Genomic DNA, 18,484 nt, shown 5'->3' with positions numbered 1-18,484 from the left:
CTCGATGGTGATCGGGAGCCCTGTTCGGCTATGCCTCGGACCAGCTCGCGAAGGTGCTGCCCACAAAACAGCCGACCACGGCGGCGCACGCATAACCGAAGCACCGCGTTTTGTGCCCGGTCCCAATTCCGTCATCGACTCGGTCCCAAGGTCGATGGATAACCGAACGCGGCGTCCGGTCGATTTCCGATACATGGCTAGCGCCCGCAAAGCGCCCCCTAATTGATATCGCAATGTCCGCGATCGCAGCGCCAACTATGTCCTGTATGTTCGGCAATGCCGCGAAGGGAATTGCCGGAGTTCAGAAAGACGGCAAACTAAAGGCCGCCACTATAGATGGATCTTTCTCCGTAGCCGCTCCTAATTGTTTTTGACAGGTTTAGCCACTCACGCCGGCATCAAGCGCCTTAGTTCTTTCTGGGCAGCGGTTCGTTCGCTACTTCCTCTGCCAGTAGCTTTAGAAGCTTCTCCTGCCGCGCGTCAGCTTTCGCTGCCGCCGCTTCCGATGCAGCCACGAGACTGCGATAGAGCTTAAGGTTTTGCTGGCGAATGAAAAATTGATGTTCCATAGCTACCTCCTCTGAGGGCATGGACCGAAGCGCATCGTGCGCTTGAGAATGGAGAATGGGAAGTGTCGCGCACGTATTGTCTGCCGGAACGATCGAAGACGACGACAAGCTGGGGCAAGCCGTCACCAACATCGCACTGACATCGCGCAAGCGGTTAGTTTGGGCGGCAAGCAGTCATTAAGACGGGCACAAGCCGGGATACCGTCTGGCTTGCCTACGCTTACGGCGTTGTAAATACGGTCAGCCTTTACGTCGAGCACGGACAAGAGACTTTTCATGCCATTCACGTCGAAGCGAGCAGTTCGTTTCCATTAGCGTTGCGGATCTCTTTGTTAGCCGCCGCTCTGCTAGCCGCTCTGGTTTGGATTTTGCGCCTGTTGGCCAGGCGTCTAATTCGGGTTCTGGCCGGACTTAGCGGACTAATCGCCCTGTCGATTCTGCTGACCAGACTTGTTGGGATCATTCTGTTTATCATCCCGTCTCCTTAATGGTCGGGAACATATGACAACCGAGCATTCGGAGGTTCGTTCCGGCAAATCAAAAAGAAAGCCGTTCAATTGCCGCGCGGGCCGCGCGGGCCGCGCAGTCAAGTCGCCGAGCCTCAGAATGTGCTCAGGTGCGCTCCCACCGCAATTGCTTCAGTTGAATTAGTGCAACCGGAACACGCCGTCGATAGCGTGCAGCTCAGCAGGCTTGATGAGTTTCGAGTGCACAACGGTAACTGCGAACAGGGGTCCTTCGAGTGATTTTTCCCAGAACGCGAGGAAATCCTTCAACGCCGGGAAATCCGGAAACATATCGTAGTCCTGCCAGACGTAAGCTTGCAGCAGCCAGCGCCGATCGGGACGGCGATAAACGATTTCCGCTGTTGTCAGTCCGTAGCCTAAGACCTGCTTCCTGAAATCCTTGGAAACCGCATCTTGCTCGACCATGCCAACCTCCAGCCCAACTGAAGAGTAATGCGTGATTCTCAATTCGCCAAAAAGGGAAACGTTCAATAGGTCATAGCAATCAACACGCTAGCAGCATGTTACTTCACTTGCTAGCAGTCGCCCCTCCTCCAGAAACTCAAGCCGCAGTCAAACATCGTGGGCCGAAGCCCTTGCGCCCCAGGGTCACAGGCTTATGTGAAGAGCGGCTAGCACTCGCTCATTGCGACTGCCAATCCAGAAATAATCACAAAAGCCATAATAATCACAAAAGCCATGGAGGATCGCATGAAGTTCCGTCCGCTCCACGATCGCGTCGTGGTCAAACGCATCGATGCCGAAGACAAAACCGCAGGCGGCATCCTCATTCCGGACAGTGCCAAGGAAAAGCCCTCGCAGGGCGAGATCATCGCCGTTGGTCCGGGCGGCCGTGACGAAGCCGGCAAGCTGATCCCGATCGACCTCAAGGTGGGTGACCGCGTGTTGTTCGGCAAGTGGTCGGGCACCGAGGTCAAGCTCGATGGTCAGGAACTTCTGATCATGAAGGAAAGCGACATCATGGGCGTTCTCACCGACGTTCCCGCCGCCAAGAAGAAGGCCGCTTAAGCGCTTTAGCCCGTTCCCTCATCCTGAGGAGCCGGCGCAGCCAGCATCTCGAAGGAAGAGGTCTGCAATCCAAATCTCATCCCCCAGGAATCCGCCCAGTCGCGCGCACCTTGGGATCTGGGAATACGGAGATCATTATGTCAGCCAAGGAAGTCAAATTCGGCGTTGATGCCCGCGACAGGATGCTGCGCGGTGTCGAAATTCTCAACAACGCGGTGAAGGTCACCCTCGGCCCCAAGGGCCGCAACGTCGTGCTCGACAAGTCGTTCGGCGCTCCCCGCATCACCAAGGACGGCGTCACCGTCGCCAAGGAAATCGAACTCGAAGACAAGTTCGAGAACATGGGCGCACAAATGGTGCGCGAAGTAGCCTCCAAGGCGGCCGATGCGGCCGGCGACGGAACCACCACTGCGACCGTGCTGGCGGCAGCTATCGTCCGCGAAGGCGCCAAGTCGGTTGCTGCCGGCATGAACCCGATGGATCTGAAGCGCGGTATCGACCTGGCGGTGGACGCCGTGGTCGCCGACCTCGTCAAGAACTCCAAGAAGGTCACCTCGAACGAGGAAATCGCCCAGGTCGGCACCATCTCCTCCAACGGCGACGTGGAAATCGGCAAGTTTCTTGCCGACGCCATGAAGAAGGTCGGCAATGAGGGCGTCATTACGGTTGAGGAAGCCAAGTCGCTCGAGACCGAACTCGAGGTCGTCGAAGGCATGCAGTTCGACCGCGGCTACATCTCGCCCTACTTCATCACCAACGCCGACAAGATGCGCGTTGAAATGGATGATGTCTATATTCTCGTCTACGAGAAGAAGCTCTCCAGCCTGAACGAACTGCTTCCGCTTCTGGAAGCTATCGTGCAGACCGGCAAGCCGCTGGTCATCGTCGCGGAAGACGTCGAAGGCGAAGCGCTCGCCACCCTCGTCGTCAACCGTCTGCGCGGTGGTCTGAAGGTCGCGGCCGTCAAGGCGCCGGGCTTCGGCGATCGCCGCAAGGCCATGCTGCAGGACATCGCGGTACTGACCGGCGGTCAGGCGATCTCGGAAGATCTTGGCATCAAGCTTGAGAACGTCACGCTCGCCATGCTCGGTCGCGCCAAGAAAGTGATGATTGACAAGGAGAACACCACCATCGTTAACGGCGCTGGCAAGAAGGCCGACATCGAAGCCCGCGTTCAACAGATCAAGGCGCAGATCGAGGAAACCACCTCGGACTACGACCGTGAGAAGCTGCAGGAGCGTCTGGCCAAGCTCGCAGGCGGCGTCGCGGTGATCCGCGTCGGCGGCGCGACCGAAGTCGAAGTCAAGGAGCGCAAGGACCGCGTGGACGACGCGATGCACGCGACCCGTGCGGCGGTGGAAGAAGGCATCGTGCCGGGCGGCGGCGTCGCCTTGCTCCGTGCCTCCCTGCATCTCAAGGGGCTGCGCACCAAGAACGATGACCAGAAGACCGGCGTCGATATCGTGCGCAAGGCGCTATCCGCGCCAGCACGCCAGATCGCGGTCAACGCGGGCGAAGACGGCTCCGTGATCGTTGGCAAGATCCTAGAGAAGGAGCAGTACTCCTACGGTTTCGACTCGCAGACCGGCGAATACGTCAACCTGATCTCCAAGGGCATCATCGACCCGACCAAGGTGGTTCGCGTGGCGATCCAGAACGCGGCTTCCGTTGCGGCGCTGCTGATCACCACCGAAGCCATGGTGGCCGAAGTGCCGAAGAAGAACGCGGGCGGCGGCGGTATGCCCCCGGGCGGCGGCGGCATGGGCGGCATGGGAGGTATGGACTTCTAAGTCCAACCATTCAGAGCACAACAATAAGAAAGGCCCGGCAGCGATGCGGGCCTTTCTGCATTAGCTACACGTCCACACGTCCATCTCGACAACGATAGCTGCATGGAGGTGACCGCTCTCAAGGGATCGAGCGGAGACGTGCAGCACTTCGCCGATCGTATTATCGCCGAGCGTGGCGTCCGCTATGGCCGCGTGGCAATGATCCCAACCTCGGCTAAGACGAAGCGCCGCCCAAACGCATCTTGACGAGCGAGACGCCGGTATTTCCGAAACTCAGGCTATGCCCAATCCTAAAAGCATCATGCTCTAGCTAGTCTTCGTCCGGCTCGCGCACGACCGGCGGTTCGTCGGCGCGGTCCTCGTCCTCTTCGTCGTCGTCCTCTTCGTCTTCATCAGGATCTCGGGGCGGCATCGTGTTGCCCATGATCACGAAGGAACTCCAGTCGATCAACCTGGTGGAAAATTCCTCGGGGATGTGTGGGGTCATGTTGTTGCTCCTCGGGTGTGGACCCTAGGAGATTTTACCCCTTCTGCTGTCATTCGGCATGCAAATTTGACCCCCTTAGCCGGGGGATCGGTCGATCGAAGTGATTAGTCGGACCGGAAGCGCTCGATGGCGCACTAACTTGGATTTCCTGCGACATCACGGGTGTAACGGGCGGTTATGCTGCACGGCCGCTTCGGATCAAGAGCCGACGTTGTGGTCCGCTCTGCGCCAAAAGCTGTCGGTCGAGGAATGTCCGGGTTGGGTGTGCGCCGTGCAAAGGCGGCGCTTTCCAGTGCGTGCAAATCCCATCCGGCAACCGCTCCAACCGAAAGCAATCGGAGTAGTCATGGAGGTAACAAAGTGGCTGAAGCCTTCGATTAGCGTGTCACAAATTGGCGGTTCTCAAGGCTTTTGCTGCCCGGATTCTGGCGCCGATCGACGATGTGCATAACCACCCTTGCATTTGCCTCAGCCGGCTTGCTTCACCCGCATGTACCATTCGACGAGGCGGCGAACCTGACGCTCGGTATAGCCGCGTCCCACCATGCGCGCGACAAACTCGCCGTGCTTCTTTTCGGTATCGCCGTCCTTTTTCGAGCCAAACGAGATAACCGGAAGAAGGTCTTCGACCTGCGAAAATATCCGTTTCTCGATGACTTCTCGAATCTTTTCATAGCTGGTCCAGGACGGGTTTTTGCCGCTGTTCTGTGCCCTCGACCGCAGCGAGAACTTGACGACCTCGTTGCGGAAGTCCTTCGGGTTCGTGATGCCCGCAGGCTTCTCGATCTTGGTCAGTTCCTGGTTGAGGAGGTTGCGATTGAGCATCTGGCCGGTATCGGGGTCCTTGAAGTCCTGATCTTCGATCCAGGCATCGGCATAATCCACGTAGCGATCGAACAGGTTTTGACCGTAATCCGAATAGGATTCCAGATAGGCTTTCTGGATCTCGTGGCCGATGAATTCCGCATAGCGCGGCACGAGCTCGGCCTTGATGAATTCGAGATAACGCTTTTCGACTTCCTCAGGAACCTGCTCACGGCGGATCGAATGCTCGAGCACATACATCAGATGGACGGGATCGGCGCCAAGTTCCGCCGTATCGTGATTGTAGGTCGCGGCTAGGACTTTGAATGCAAAGCGCGTCGAGACGCCGGCCATGCCTTCGTCGACGCCGGCAGCATCCTTGTATTCCTGGACGCTGCGGGCCTTCGAATCGGATTCCTTGAGGCTTTCACCGTCATAGACCCGCATTTTCGCGAACAGGGTAGAGTTTTCTTGCTTGCGAAGACGGGACATCACCGAGAAGCGCGCGAGCGTTTCCAGGGTTGCCGGCGCACACGGCGCGGAAGCGAGTTCCGATCCCTGGATAAGTTTCTCATAGATCTTCTGCTCCTCGGTCACCCGCAAGCAGTACGGCACCTTGATCACGCAGATGCGATCGATGAAGGCTTCGTTCTTTTTGTTGGCCTTGAAGCTTTGCCATTCGGCTTCGTTCGAATGCGCGAGAATGACACCGGTGAATGGAATGGCCCCGATATTCTCGGTACCGATGTAGTTGCCTTCCTGGGTCGCCGTTAACAGCGGGTGCAGCGTCTTGATAGGCGCCTTGAACATCTCGACGAATTCGAGGACGCCCTGGTTGGAGCGATTCAAGCCGCCGGAATAGCTATAGGCATCAGGGTCGTTCTGGGCGAAGGTCTCCAGCTTGCGAATGTCGACCTTGCCGACCAGCGAGGCGATGTCCTGATTGTTCTCGTCGCCAGGCTCGGTTTTCGCGACCGCGATCTGCCGCAAGCGCGAGGGCTGGATTTTGGCGACCCGGAATCGTGAAATGTCGCCGCCGAATGCTTCCAGCCGTTTGTAGCACCACGGACTCATCAGTCCATGGAGGCGACGGCGCGGAATGCCGTACTTTTCTTCGATCATCGGCCCCAGCGATTCCGGATCGAACAAACTCAGGGGGCTCTCGAACACTGGACTGAGTTCGTCGCCGGCCTTCAGCACGTAGATGGGATGGACTTCCATCAACGATTTCAGCCGCTCCGCCAGCGACGATTTTCCACCGCCCACCGGCCCCAGCAGATAGAGAATCTGCTTGCGCTCTTCCAGACCTTGAGCTGCGTGCCGGAAGAAGCCGACGATGCGCTCGATGGTTTCTTCCATACCATAGAATCCGGCGAAGGCCGGATAGGCGCGCATGGTCCTGTTCAAAAAAATACGGCCAAGGCGGGCGTCCTTGGCCGTATCAATCATTTGAGGCTCACCGATCGCAGCCAGCAGGCGCTCGGCCGCATTGGCATATCGCATCGGATCGCCTCGACACGATTCCAGATACTCCGCCACCGACATGTCGGTTTCGCTTCGAACCTCAAAGGACCGAGCGAAAGCATTGAACAGAGAATCGTTGTACATGATCCCTCCTCATGAGGTAATCTGCTGGAACGCGCGGCCAAGTCCGACGGCCGACCGAACAGATCGTCCGACTGCCGGAATCAGTTGGGATCGCGCGGCATCAACTAGTCAGCGACTTGGCGCTTGGCCGTGGCCGCGCGAAAATCCCGGGGTGGTTATCTTATGGCCCGAGCAAATCTAATCGACGTAGGCCGCCCTAGCCGCGATCACTTTTGGCCTTCGGGCGCTTCGACCCGTTCTCCGCGCTGGGCTGCGTGTTGCGGACGGCCTCGGTCAGCATCTGGCGCAGCTCAGCCTTCGTCTTCGGCGGCTCCCGCCTAAAGCTAGATTTTTGCCATTGGGTCACCGCCACTATGTGGGGATGCCCGAGGGAAAAGTAAATGCCACTGGGGCCGCAAAATCAGGGGCAGCCGACATCAACTATTTTGAGGAAAATCCACGTCCGCTCCGGAGCGCTTAACGGACTCAACTGAGACATCGCGCTACGTCCGAAATGTGCGCCAATAGGCGACGTGGCGCGATTATCTGGAAATGAAATGAGGCCGCCAAATGACGCGACCTAATGAGAGGATCGCATTATGTCGCTACGGCGTTTGGATGCTTGTCAGTCATCGCCACGGCCTCGTCTCACCGTTGCGCAGGCTAAAAGCCGACGACGTTCGCTTCCGCTGGAAGGATAATCTGGTCAATTTTTATGGTCTATAGCATCACTCAGTCGGCGACAATTCCAACAACTTCTTTTCCGCAGCGTCGTATACCTTGACTTGGAGCATCGGAAACTCGGCTTTGAGATCCCTCGCCCTTTTCTGCGCCGCTTCCAGTGTTGGAAATACCGTCTTCATCCGGCCATCGACTTCCAAGCCAAACCCCTCGGTCATCACAAGGTCAGCGCGTGTGATGTTGCGGGGTTGCGACTCGTCCGGTATCGTCAGAGGCTTTTTCATGGCAACTCCTTGGGTTGCCCCCTCCCTATCTAATCACTGCCCTCCCCGATAGAAGAGCAACGCCTTTCGCGAGATTTTCCTGGTCGTTCAATTTTCGACTTTTTCAGCGTGTCGGTCGGCCATCAGATCTCGTCAACGCAGAGTCCACTTTTCCCCAACAGTGGACGTTGGTTTAGCGACTGCGCGGAACAAGTTGATGTCTGAAATACCAGGGCAGAGCGGACATGCTCTGCCCACCCTTTAACCGCCGATTTGTGCCATTACCCGACTCGTGCACCGCAGCAGACCGCATCGCCAATCGTCCGTGACGAGGATGCCACGCTGTAACGAAGCCTTTCCATCGACAGCCATAGCGATTTGCCGAAAAATTGCGGCCATCACGTTTCGGGCGGGAAGCGATTCCGTTATGCTGAGCACAACGCCAGTTGCTTATCCGCAGCTAGGCAAGCCCCCACGTCGAACCCTCGAAGGCGGTTCGTCGAGAGCGCGCGTCAGTTTGGTATTCTTATCGGTTAAATCGAGCCATTCTCGCGGAGGACAAACCGATGGGCAGTTTGTACTTTGAAGACGTGGAAGTCGGTGACAGCTGCACAGCCGGACCCTATCTCGTCACCAAGAGCGAAATCGTTCAGTTCGCCAAGCAGTATGATCCGGTGCCCGAAAACATCGATGAGGAGGCTGCAGCGCGTTCAATTTTCGGGGGACTAACCGCCTGCAGTCCCCATACTTTCTCGATCTATATTTTGTTGACGACCCAGCTTCAGCCAAGACTCCATTTCCTTGCCGGACTGGGCTGGGATGAGCTGAGGATGCCGAACGCAGTACGCCCGGACGACGAGCTCGATCTCGACTTGAGGGTCCTGGAAAAACGCGAGTCGAAGTCCAAATCCGATAGGGGAATCCTTCGCCTCCGGATCCTCTTGCGCAATCAAAGGCGAGAGACGGTGCTGGAGTGTATCGTCACTGTTCTGATTGCGCGGCGGCCGGACGCGAACGCGCCGACCCACCTTGAAAAGACTGGCGACCCATGACTGCCGCTTAACAGCGGTGCCATATCAGTAAGCCGAGGGCGCCCCATAGGCCGAATAGAACTTCATCGCCTACCTTTCGCGGACCAATGACAAAAGGAACCGATGTCCGCGTTGGGTCTGGCTCGGACATCGCGGCCTGGCTGCGGAATGTCCATTCTGCCCCAAGGAGCGGACATCGTCAGGCCGCCCCGGGGTCGAAGCGCCAAAGGCAGAAGCTGAAGTCGCTCAACCGACCTATACGGCAGCCTCCGGATTGAGTAGCTTTGGCGCTATTGACGTTGTTGCAGCGTTCCTGGACCGGAGCGTCCAAATGGCGAAGCGCGGACACGCGGTACGTGGCTCTCCGACTGGAGGCAAGGCGCCGACGAAGCGCCAACGTGAGCCTGAGAACGTCGATCTAGAGAGAGAAAACGCAGCTCTTAAACGCGATCTGGCCGAAGCGCTAGAGCAGCAAACCGCGACCTCCGAGGTGTTGCAAATCGTCAGCTCATCTCCGGGCGACTTGGAGCCGGTGTTCAAGAGTATGCTGGAAAACGCAACGCGTATTTGCGGCGCAAATTTTGGTCAGATGAATCTTTATGAGGAGGGTCGTTTCCGTCCCGTTGCGCTCTGCAATGTGCCAGCCGCCTACGCCGCTTGGGTGGCGCCCACGCCGTTCCAACCGCATCCGCAAAGTGGTCTCGGCACCGTCGCCCGAACCCACGAAGTAGTCCACATCGAAGATATTAGAACCCTGCCGCCCTATCTGGAGGGCAATCCTTCCGTTGTTGCAATAGCCGATCTTGCGGGGGCCCGGACATATTTTGTCGTGCCGATGCTCAAGGAAAACGAATTAGTCGGTGCAATCACGATTCACCGCCAGGAGGTCAAGCCGTTTACTGAAAAGCAGATCGAACTCGTCGCCAACTTCGCCAAACAAGCCGTCATCGCCATCGAGAATACCCGACTGCTCAACGAGCTACGGCAGCGCACCGACGATCTAAAAGAATCACTGGAGCAGCAGACGGCGACGTCCGAAGTCCTTCAGGTGATCAGCAGCACGCCTGGCGAGCTGGAGCCGGTGTTTCAGAGCATGCTGGCAAATGCAACGCGCATCTGCGAGGCCAGCATCGGGATTTTGTTCCGATACGAGAATGGAGCCTACACTGCTATCGCGACCCTCGGCGTGACGCCGGCGTACGCAGAATACCTCAACCTAAGGCCGATCCGGCCCGGTCCGACGACCGGCCTGGGTCGCGTTGCTAGCACGAAACAAACGATCCACATCGTAGATACAAAGGCTGATGAGACGTATGCGGCCGGCGAGCCGCTAAGGCGTGCAACCGCCGAACTTGGGGGCGCGCGCAGCCTGTTGAACGTGCCGATGCTCAAGGGAGACGATCTGATCGGCGCGTTCGGCATTTTCCGACAGGAAGTGAAGCCATTTACCGACAAACAGATCGAGCTCGTCACGAACTTTGCAGCCCAGGCTGTCATCGCCATCGAGAATACGCGACTGCTCAAGGAACTGCGCGAATCTTTGCAGCAACAGACCGCGACCGCCGATGTGCTCAAGGTCATCAGCCGATCGAGAATCGATCTGCAGACAGTGCTTGACACTCTGGTAGAGTCGGCCGTCCGACTTTGCGAGGCCAACATCGGACAAATCGCCCTTCCAAACGAGGCGGGCTATTTTCAAACCCGGGCGCACTGTGGCTTTACGGCGGAGCTCAGAGAGGAATTGGAGCGGATACCCTTCCAGCCGGGGCGTGAAAGTGTGACCAGTCGAGCTCTGCTCGAGCGCAAAACTGTCCAAATCCTCGATGCCCAAACCGATCCGGAGTACAAGCTGAGCAAAGCGCAGAGACTTGGCGGTTATCGCAGCCTGATCGGCACGCCGCTGCTGCGCGAGGGAGTTCCGATTGGCGTGTTCGGCTTGTCGCGTAATTCCGTGCGCCCCTTCACCGACAAGCAGATGGTGCTGCTCACCACGTTCTCAGATCAGGCGGTGATTGCGATCGAGAACGCCAGGTTGTTCGACGAAGTTCAGGCAAAGACCCGCGACTTGTCCGAGGCGCTGACATACCAGACCGGGAGCAGCAAAGTTCTCGGTGTGATTGCATCCTCGCCGACCGATGTTGGACCGGTGCTGAAGGCCATTGTCGAGAGCGCTTGCGAGCTTTGCGAGGCATATGACGCCGTAGTACGCCTGAGGGACGACGACAACCTGCGTCTTGGCGCGCATCACGGCCCGATACCGATAACTTTAGAAAAATGGCCGATCAGCCGTGATTGGGTCGCGGGGCGCTCGGTCCTCGACAAGAAACCGATCCATGTGCGCGACATCCAGTCCGCCGAAGGCGATGAATTCCCCGGGACTCGGGAGTTGGCGCGCCACACCGGCAACCGCAGCTTTCTGTGCGTACCCTTGTTACGCGAGGGCGAAAGCATCGGAACCATCGTGCTGCGCCGTACAGAAGTACATCCATTCAGTGATAAACAGATTGCCTTGCTGCAGACCTTTGCCGATCAGGCGGTGATCGCCATCGAAAACGTTCGACTGTTTGATGCGGTTCAGGCCCGGACTCTGGAGCTGTCGGAATCCCTTGAGCAACAGACGGCAACGTCGGAGGTGCTCGAGGTCATCAGCGCCTCGGCGGGCGATCTTGAGCCCGTCTTCCAGAAGATGCTGGAGAACGCGACGCGTATCTGCGGTGCGAATTTTGGCACGATGGGTCTGTTTGACGGAGACAGCTACCAAAACGTGGCGCTTTACAACGTTCCGCCCGCGTTCGCTGAGACTCCGCAGAAATTTAGACCTCATCCGAAAAGCGGTGTGGTAACGGCGACCCGAAACAGGGAAGCCTTTCAAGTCGAAGACATCAGGACTCAGCCTCCCTATCTCGAGGGCGATCCCGCCGTTGTCGCGATTTCCGATCGCGCAGGGGCGAGGACTGTCGTCAATGTCCCGATGCTCCGGGAAAATGAACCGATCGGCGCCATCACGATTTACCGGAAGGAAGTGCGGCCATTCAGTACCAGGCAGATCGATCTGTTGGCGAATTTTGCCAAACAAGTGGTGATCGCCATCGAGAACACGCGGCTGCTGAAGGAATTGCGGGAATCCCTCCAACAGCAGACCGCGACCGCCGATGTGCTGAAGGTCATCAGCCGCTCGGCGTTCGACCTGCAGACTGTGCTGGACACTTTAGTCGAATCGGCGGGCCGCCTGTGCGACGCCGACGAGGGAACGATCTTTCAGCCCAAAGATGACGCCTACTGCCTGACGGCAAGCTGTGGGCTCTCTCCTCGCAGGAAGGAGTTTCTTGAGAACTGCTCGTTCCAACCCGGCACGGATACCACGATAGGACGGGTCTTGCTCGAAGGCAAAACCGTTCATATCGAAGACTCTCAGACCGACCCAAATTACCAATTTCAAGATCCGGAAGTGCGTACGCGGCTCGGTGTCCCTTTGCTGCGCGAGCGCGCGCCCATCGGCGTGTTCGTGTTGACACGCCGTGATGTCCGCCCCTTCAGCGATAAGCAGATCGAGCTCGTGCAGACCTTCGCCGACCAGGCCGTGATCGCCATCGAAAACGCGCGGCTGTTCAACGAGACCAAGGAGGCGCTGGAACGGCAAACCGCGACGGCCGACATCCTGAAGGTGATCGCCAGTTCGCCCGACGATGTGCAGCCTGTTTTCGAAGCCATCGCGGAGCGATCCAACCGGCTGGTCAACGGCCTTTCGACCGCCGTTTTCAGCGTAGTAGACGATGCGGTGCACCTGATGTCATTTACGTCGATCAATGCTACCGCCGACGCTGCCCTCAAAGCGATTACGGATGTGCCGCTGTCGGCGTTCCCGGTCGGCGAGGCGATGCGCAAAGGTGAAATCGCTCAGATTGCCGATACGGAAGACGAGGCCACGCCTGACTTTCTGCGCGATGTCGCACGGCTGCGCGGCTGGCGCAGCTCGCTGACCGTTCCAATGCTTCGCGAGGGCATACTCATTGGCATCATTGCCGTTACTCGGGTCGTGCCAGGTCTTTTCGACGATCACCACGTCCAGCTGCTGAAGACCTTTGCCGATCAGGCCATGATCGCCATCTCAAATGTCGGGCTGTTTAATGAGGTGCAGGATCGCACGCGGAAACTCTCGCAATCTCTCGACGATCTCCGCGCCGCGCAGGACCGCCTCGTGCAAACAGAGAAACTCGCTTCGCTTGGCCAACTCACCGCAGGCATTGCCCACGAGATCAAGAACCCGCTCAATTTCGTCAATAATTTTTCCGCACTGTCGGTGGAACTGGTCGACGAACTGCATGATGTGCTCAAGCCCGCGCCGCTCGACAACAAGACGCGGGTGACGTCGGACGAGTTGACCCACATGCTGAAAAGCAATCTCGAAAAAGTCGTTCAACACGGCAAACGCGCCGACTTGATCGTCAAGAACATGCTGCTGCATTCCCGCGAGGGTTCCAGCGAGCGTCGGCTGGTCAATCTCAACGGCCTTGTCGAAGAATGTCTCAACCTTGCCTATCACGGAGCCCGGGCCGAGAATCAGCAATTCAAAATGAACTTGGAGCGGTTTCTTGACCCAACGATTGGCAGGGTCGACCTGTTTCCGCAGGAGATGACGCGGGTCCTCCTCAACCTGATTTCGAACGGCTTCTATGCGACAACGAAGCGCAAGGCGGAAACGAAACTTGATGGCTACGAGCCTACCCTCGCCGCTGCGACCAGGAACCTTGGCGACCGCGTTGAGATCAAAATTCGGGACAATGGCGGCGGCATTCCCGCCGAGGTGATGGACAAGATATTCAACCCATTCTTTACGACCAAGCCACCAGGCGAAGGAACCGGTCTTGGTCTCTCGTTGAGCCACGACATTGTCGTCAAGCAGCACGCCGGTTCGATCGAGGTTGATACCCGGCCCGGCGAGTTCACCGAGTTCAAGGTCATTCTTCCGCGCGTGGCAGCCACGAGCAAGGCAGGGGCAGACAAATGAACTTGCTTATTCTTGTTGTTGACGACGAACCCGATGTTGAGGCGCTGTTTCGCCAGCAATTCAGACGCGACATCCGTGACGGCCGCTTCACGATGGATTTTGCACAATCGGCAGACAGCGCGCTTAAACTGATCAGTGACGTGGCAGGTGCTTCGTTGATTCTGATCCTTTCCGACATCAACATGCCTGGAATGACCGGTCTTGAGCTTTTGCCGAAGGCCAAAGCAGCACGACCTGACGTGCCCGTCATCATGATCACCGCCTACGGCGACGCGGATACCAAGCGAAAAGCCCTGGAAGGCGGAGCCGAGGCGCTTCTGACCAAGCCCATCGATTTTGTTGCGCTTCGCGGCGAGATCGATAACCGAGTGGCAGGGGCTGGAGCTGAGGTCCGTTGTCATTAGCTAACATCAAACGCTACCCGAAAGCGGGGCCTAGCCCGCGGAGCAGTCCTTCAACCGGCCCCTGAGTACGCTCTCGCCCTTCGGTCCCTGCACCTTGAGAACATATTCGCCCCGATAGCGGCCCAGATTGCTATCGCCGCTCTTCGCTCGCATGGCAATGATCGCGAGGAATACCGAGACTTCATCGACGCTCTCGGGGGAGATACCGATCCGCAACTCATTTCCGAAGCTCCATTTTCCCGAGATGTGTTCGGGGGTAACCTTGAATTCGCGAGCATTAAATTTCCCACGTAGGGACTTGAGCTTGATCTCGCCATCGATCAGTTGGATCGCGCCGCCGTCGCCGCTGCCGATGTTGCCCAACAGATCGAAGCTCAGATTGTGGTCGTCGGCTGCGCACGTGAGACTTGCCGTGGCCCCGGCCGGAACGGCAGCCGCGAAGCAAAGAGCGGCCGCGAGGGACAAGATCTGGGCCAGTCGAAGCAGCGCAACCATGGGTGCCTCCGATTACAGGGCGCGGAATGTCCCTCATTCCGGGCTGTGCGGCAAGGCGTCGGTCCAGAACGGAAGTCGCCGATAAAGAAGTCGGCTCCGGGTAAAACCCGGAAGTCGGCGGTCTTTCGAAGTCTGCTTTGCCCCCGTGAACGGACATCGCCAGGCCAACCGGCCAGGTCCGAAAAGTGCCACTTCCGGACTCATGCACCGCAGCAAAGTGGGGCAATTATTCGATCACCTCGTCTGCCCGACCGAGCAACGCGAGCGGAACTGTAAGGCCAAGCGATTTTGCAGTTTTCGCGTTGATGACAAGCTCTATTTTTGTAACCTGCTGTACAGGCAAGTTTTCAGGTTTATCGCCCTTCAGCACGCGCACAACAAACTCTCCGACCTGCCGATAAGCATCGGTGTAGTTCGTTCCGTAGCTTATCAAGCCGCCATCGGCGACGTATTCGGCGATGGAATACATAGCTGGTAATTTGTGGTGTGCCGCGAGCGCGATTACCTTCTGACGATTGTTCTGGAATAAAGCATCGCTGTTGACAATAAGCGCGCCTGCGCCTGCGCCTTCAGCCCTTGCGAAACTCTCATCCAAGTCAATGGGGTTGCTTACGCTGAACAGGAGCATCTTCACACCGAGGGCTTCCGCTGCTTGTTGCACACTCTTATGGGAAGTATCTTCTGATGTGATGCCGGTTCGAGTGTAGAGGAATGCAATGGTCTTTGCTGCCGGTACCAGCTCGTGAAGGAGCTCTAGCCGCTTGAAATTCAATTCTGGCGTGAGAATAGAGACGCCCGTGACGTTGCCGCCCGGTCGGTTCAGGCTGTTCACAAAGCCGCTTGCCGACGGGTCAAAGCCGGTAAAGAAAATAATCGGGATGGATGTAGTCGCAGCCTTGGCAGCAGAAACAGCCGGCCCCGAGAAGGCAACGAGGGCGGCCACCCGCCGCTGAACCAGGTCTCCGGCCATCCCGGGCAGCCGATCTTGCTGATAGTCGGCCGCGCGATATTCAATCGCTAGATTCTGTCCTTCAATGAAACCCACTTCGGCCATGCGAGTCTTGGCGGGCGCAAAATTCGCGCGAACGGCGTCTTGGGATCCAATTCCGAGAACCCCTACGATCCGTGAAGCCTGCTGCCCTCGTCCCGTTGATGACCACAGGGCAGCACCAGCAGCCGCCAGGATGAGATCGCGTCGTTTCATATCCACTGCCCAGGAATCCGGCGAATAGTATCCGTCCAAATTAATCTGGCAAGCGCTGCGGCGAGAACCCCGGCGCATGTCCGCTCCGGGTCAGCCTCGGACGTCGCGGCACGGTGAGGGATGTCCGCCCTACCTTCGACAGCAGACATCGACGGGCCATGGCGACAAGTCCGAAAAGTGCCAAAAGCGGAAGTGTTGAGGTATCTGAAGGCTTGGACGTCACGCATGGACAACACCCGGCGCACCGTTAGAGCATTTTCAATGCTCTGTTGTGAAGTTTAGGACAGTCTCGCTGACGGCCTTTGGGTCTTGAGCATTCATTCCATGACCGACGCCCGGAATAATGACAGGTGGTTTGAAATTCCCCCGTATTTGCATCTCGGCGATCAAAAGACCGTACATCGGCGGCGATTTCTCGCCAGTTAACAGTAGGACCGGGAAATTGAACTTCCTCAGTTCGTCGTCTCCTGTAAGAGGAAGCGGATCTTCGACGAGCGCCGTCCAAGCGTTCTGAAGAAATCTCTTCTGGCGATCCGTTGTCATACTCTTCCAAGAGCCAGGCCCACCCATACCATCTATAAACCGCGCCATTCCGTCTTCAAGGTTTCCTTCGGCTACGTCTTGGCGAAAGTCGGCAAATAACTTTGACCGGAAAGCAATCGTCTTCTCGTCCGTATCCGCAAGCTCAAGCCTTGCAGCTGCATCCTCCAGAATAAGAGTTCGGATGAGACTTGGATATTTCTTCGCCACTTCGATAGCGACCGCACCGCCGCGAGAATGACCCAGCAAATGGACTGGACCAATCGATAATTGTTGAATGAATGCACCCACATCATGAGCGTGTTGGACGCATGAAAAATCGCTTCCAGCACCATCCCACAATTCAGGAAAGTAATGCCTGAGACTGACGTTGAGCACTCGGTGCTTTTTGGAGAACACTTCGAGTTCGACCACATTCGATAATCATGGAGCGATCCGTGGATCAAAACGAGTGGCTCCCCCGCTCCGTTGTCCTGATATGCCATAGGATATCCATTGATTTCGATCCATTTCACATCAGAAGGGATTGGCCACTTCGGCGGAACATAAGACATCTAGAATGCTCCAACTCGCTTGTTGCAGTCAGAATATCCGTCTCACAGGTTGGAAGCGTACCACCCGGCGACCGGGCCGCAAGCGGAGAAGCCTGGCAGCTTGAGGAATAGATTTGAGCTGTTGATGTCCGCCATGGGTCATTAGCGTCACTATGCCGGTCTGCCCATGACGTCTGGTCTGCCCCCGGAAGCTGACATAGTCACGGCCGGTCGGCATGTCTCAAAAGTGCCAAACTCAGAAGTCGCGGCTACTATTCGATCACCTCGTCGACGCGGCCGAGAAAGACTGTGGGAAGCTGCAGTTTCAGTTGCCCTACGACGCGAAGGTTCACAGTAAGATTAAAGCGGTCCGGCAGTTGGATGGGAAGATCGGCAGGGCTCGCACCATTAAAGATTTTTGCCACGTAATCGCCTGTGAGCCGTCTCAGCCCAACCAAGTCGGGTCCAAATCCCAACATGCACCCCGCTCGCGCCATGTGGTCCCACTCGCAAATGGTTGCCATTCCACGCTCCATCGCAAGCTGGGATACAATCGGTGCATCGGCAGCAAAGATTGTCGACGCCATGACAAGCACTCCGGTTACACCCTCAGCGTGGAACGCATCAAACGCGGCCACGTAGTCAGCGGGACTTTGAACCACACGCGTCGCCAGCGAAATGTCCAGCTTGGCGGCAGTTCCCGCGAGAAGCTCGGAGCGCTCGGGCTCCAGCGTCGGTGTCGCGAGAAAGCCGAACGCGCGTGCGGCGGGAACAGCCTCGCGAAGGATCTCGAGCCGCTTCGCGTCTGTCTCAATACCCCGAAAAAAGATACCGGTGACCAATCCGCCGGGACGGGCCAAGCTAGCCGCGAGGCCGCCCTGCACCGGATCGTCACCGGAAAAAGACAGAACGACAGGAGTGCCTGGGGACGCTCTCATGGCGGCGCGAGCCGCCAACGCGCCTACTGCTATGATTACGTCGACACGCTGCTCAGCAAGCATTTTGGCGAGCTCAGGGAGGCGCGACAAATTTCCATCGGCTCCCGCAGGCAAGTAGACAAGGTTACGTCCCTCACTGAACCCTCGATCCGCGAGCACTTTCAGGGTTGTTTGTCGCACACTCCCGGGGTTATTGGTCTCGGCTGCTCCGGGTGTGAGAAAGCCAAGCCGCCATGTCTTCCCCTGCGCACGCGCGACGAGTGGGCAAACAAAAGGTGACGCAACTACGCCCCCTAGTAAGGTAATGAACGCGCGGCGTTCCATGTAGCCGGTCCAATGCTGTGGTTAGAAACATACCACAGTACATTATAGGACGGTATGGGGCGTCGGAGCACAGTTTAGGTTAACAGTTGCCATCAGAATTCTATTGCCGCGGATGGTCCGAGATGAGTCATTTTCGTCGGTTGACGGTCGGCCGGCCACTTCCGGTCTTCTCCCGGACGCAGACATCGTCACGGCCGGTCGGCATGTCCTAAAAGTGCCAAGAGCGGACTCGCACGATTATTCGATTACCTCATCAACTCGAGCGCTTATTAATTGTGTGATTGTCACGCC

At 57.5% G+C, this 18,484-nt stretch carries 14 protein-coding genes and 1 pseudogene; 6 read left to right on the top strand and 9 right to left on the bottom strand.

The genetic code is table 11. The annotated features are described in order from the left end of the window. Window positions 1–407: 407 nt before the first annotated feature. Both JQ597_RS31720 and JQ597_RS31715 read right to left on the bottom strand, forming a co-directional pair. Complete coding sequence (locus tag JQ597_RS31720) at window positions 408–569, bottom strand: hypothetical protein (RefSeq protein ID WP_157676382.1); 162 nt, start codon at window positions 567–569, stop codon at window positions 408–410. A gap of 647 nt (window positions 570–1,216) precedes the next feature. Then, the gene (locus JQ597_RS31715; protein ID WP_212039302.1) at window positions 1,217–1,501 is read right to left on the bottom strand and encodes an usg protein; all 285 of its coding nucleotides are present in this window, start codon (window positions 1,499–1,501) and stop codon (window positions 1,217–1,219) included. A gap of 285 nt (window positions 1,502–1,786) precedes the next feature. Here JQ597_RS31715 and JQ597_RS31710 point away from each other — a divergent pair, with 285 nt between their 5' ends. The 3 genes and pseudogenes from JQ597_RS31710 to JQ597_RS31700 form a co-directional block, all read left to right on the top strand. Further along, the gene (locus tag JQ597_RS31710; RefSeq protein ID WP_212039301.1) at window positions 1,787–2,104 is read left to right on the top strand and encodes a co-chaperone GroES; all 318 of its coding nucleotides are present in this window, start codon (window positions 1,787–1,789) and stop codon (window positions 2,102–2,104) included. Window positions 2,105–2,241: 137 nt separating this feature from the next. Beyond that, a complete protein-coding gene (groL, locus tag JQ597_RS31705; protein WP_212269366.1) occupies window positions 2,242–3,894 on the top strand; it encodes a chaperonin GroEL in 1,653 nt (550 codons plus the stop codon). 75 nt (window positions 3,895–3,969) lie between these two features. Then, a pseudogene (locus JQ597_RS31700) lies at window positions 3,970–4,140 on the top strand (nickel-responsive transcriptional regulator NikR); the annotation flags it as partial. A gap of 64 nt (window positions 4,141–4,204) precedes the next feature. Here JQ597_RS31700 and JQ597_RS31695 read toward each other — a convergent pair. From JQ597_RS31695 to JQ597_RS31685, 3 genes are all read right to left on the bottom strand, one after another. After that, entirely contained in the window at window positions 4,205–4,381 is a 177-nt protein-coding gene (locus JQ597_RS31695) for a hypothetical protein (RefSeq protein ID WP_212035576.1), read from the bottom strand. 468 nt (window positions 4,382–4,849) lie between these two features. Then, window positions 4,850–6,793: a PrkA family serine protein kinase gene (locus JQ597_RS31690; protein ID WP_212269364.1), complete on the bottom strand. Its 1,944-nt coding sequence runs from the start codon at window positions 6,791–6,793 to the stop codon at window positions 4,850–4,852. A gap of 707 nt (window positions 6,794–7,500) precedes the next feature. Further along, entirely contained in the window at window positions 7,501–7,737 is a 237-nt protein-coding gene (locus JQ597_RS31685; RefSeq protein WP_212269363.1) for a hypothetical protein, read from the bottom strand. Window positions 7,738–8,282: 545 nt separating this feature from the next. On the opposite strand from JQ597_RS31685, the gene JQ597_RS31680 reads away from it, so the two are divergent. From JQ597_RS31680 to JQ597_RS31660, 3 genes are all read left to right on the top strand, one after another. After that, window positions 8,283–8,768, top strand: coding sequence for a MaoC/PaaZ C-terminal domain-containing protein (locus JQ597_RS31680; protein ID WP_212269362.1), 486 nt, complete (start codon window positions 8,283–8,285; stop codon window positions 8,766–8,768). Between the two features lie 310 nt (window positions 8,769–9,078). Next, a complete protein-coding gene (locus tag JQ597_RS37880; RefSeq protein ID WP_249148360.1) occupies window positions 9,079–13,755 on the top strand; it encodes a GAF domain-containing protein in 4,677 nt (1,558 codons plus the stop codon). After that, window positions 13,752–14,159: a response regulator gene (locus tag JQ597_RS31660; RefSeq protein ID WP_212035464.1), complete on the top strand. Its 408-nt coding sequence runs from the start codon at window positions 13,752–13,754 to the stop codon at window positions 14,157–14,159. Before JQ597_RS37880 ends, JQ597_RS31660 begins: the two co-directional genes overlap by 4 nt. A 30-nt stretch (window positions 14,160–14,189) precedes the next feature. Here JQ597_RS31660 and JQ597_RS31655 read toward each other — a convergent pair whose 3' ends face one another. The 4 genes from JQ597_RS31655 to JQ597_RS31640 form a co-directional block, all read right to left on the bottom strand. After that, window positions 14,190–14,654, bottom strand: coding sequence for a hypothetical protein (locus tag JQ597_RS31655; protein WP_212035463.1), 465 nt, complete (start codon window positions 14,652–14,654; stop codon window positions 14,190–14,192). A gap of 226 nt (window positions 14,655–14,880) precedes the next feature. Beyond that, entirely contained in the window at window positions 14,881–15,858 is a 978-nt protein-coding gene (locus tag JQ597_RS31650; protein WP_212269361.1) for an ABC transporter substrate-binding protein, read from the bottom strand. Between the two features lie 258 nt (window positions 15,859–16,116). After that, window positions 16,117–16,812 carry an alpha/beta fold hydrolase gene (locus JQ597_RS31645; RefSeq protein ID WP_212269360.1) on the bottom strand — a complete coding sequence of 232 codons (696 nt, stop codon included), beginning with the start codon at window positions 16,810–16,812 and terminating at the stop codon, window positions 16,117–16,119. A gap of 391 nt (window positions 16,813–17,203) precedes the next feature. After that, the gene (locus JQ597_RS31640; RefSeq protein ID WP_212269359.1) at window positions 17,204–18,193 is read right to left on the bottom strand and encodes an ABC transporter substrate-binding protein; all 990 of its coding nucleotides are present in this window, start codon (window positions 18,191–18,193) and stop codon (window positions 17,204–17,206) included. Window positions 18,194–18,484 lie beyond the last annotated feature (291 nt).

This window comes from Bradyrhizobium sp. AUGA SZCCT0177 (genome assembly GCF_018130125.1).
Taxonomy (GTDB): Bacteria; Pseudomonadota; Alphaproteobacteria; order Rhizobiales; family Xanthobacteraceae; genus Bradyrhizobium.
Note: the sequence above shows the minus strand (reverse complement) of the source record. Positions and strands in the feature narration are given on the sequence as shown.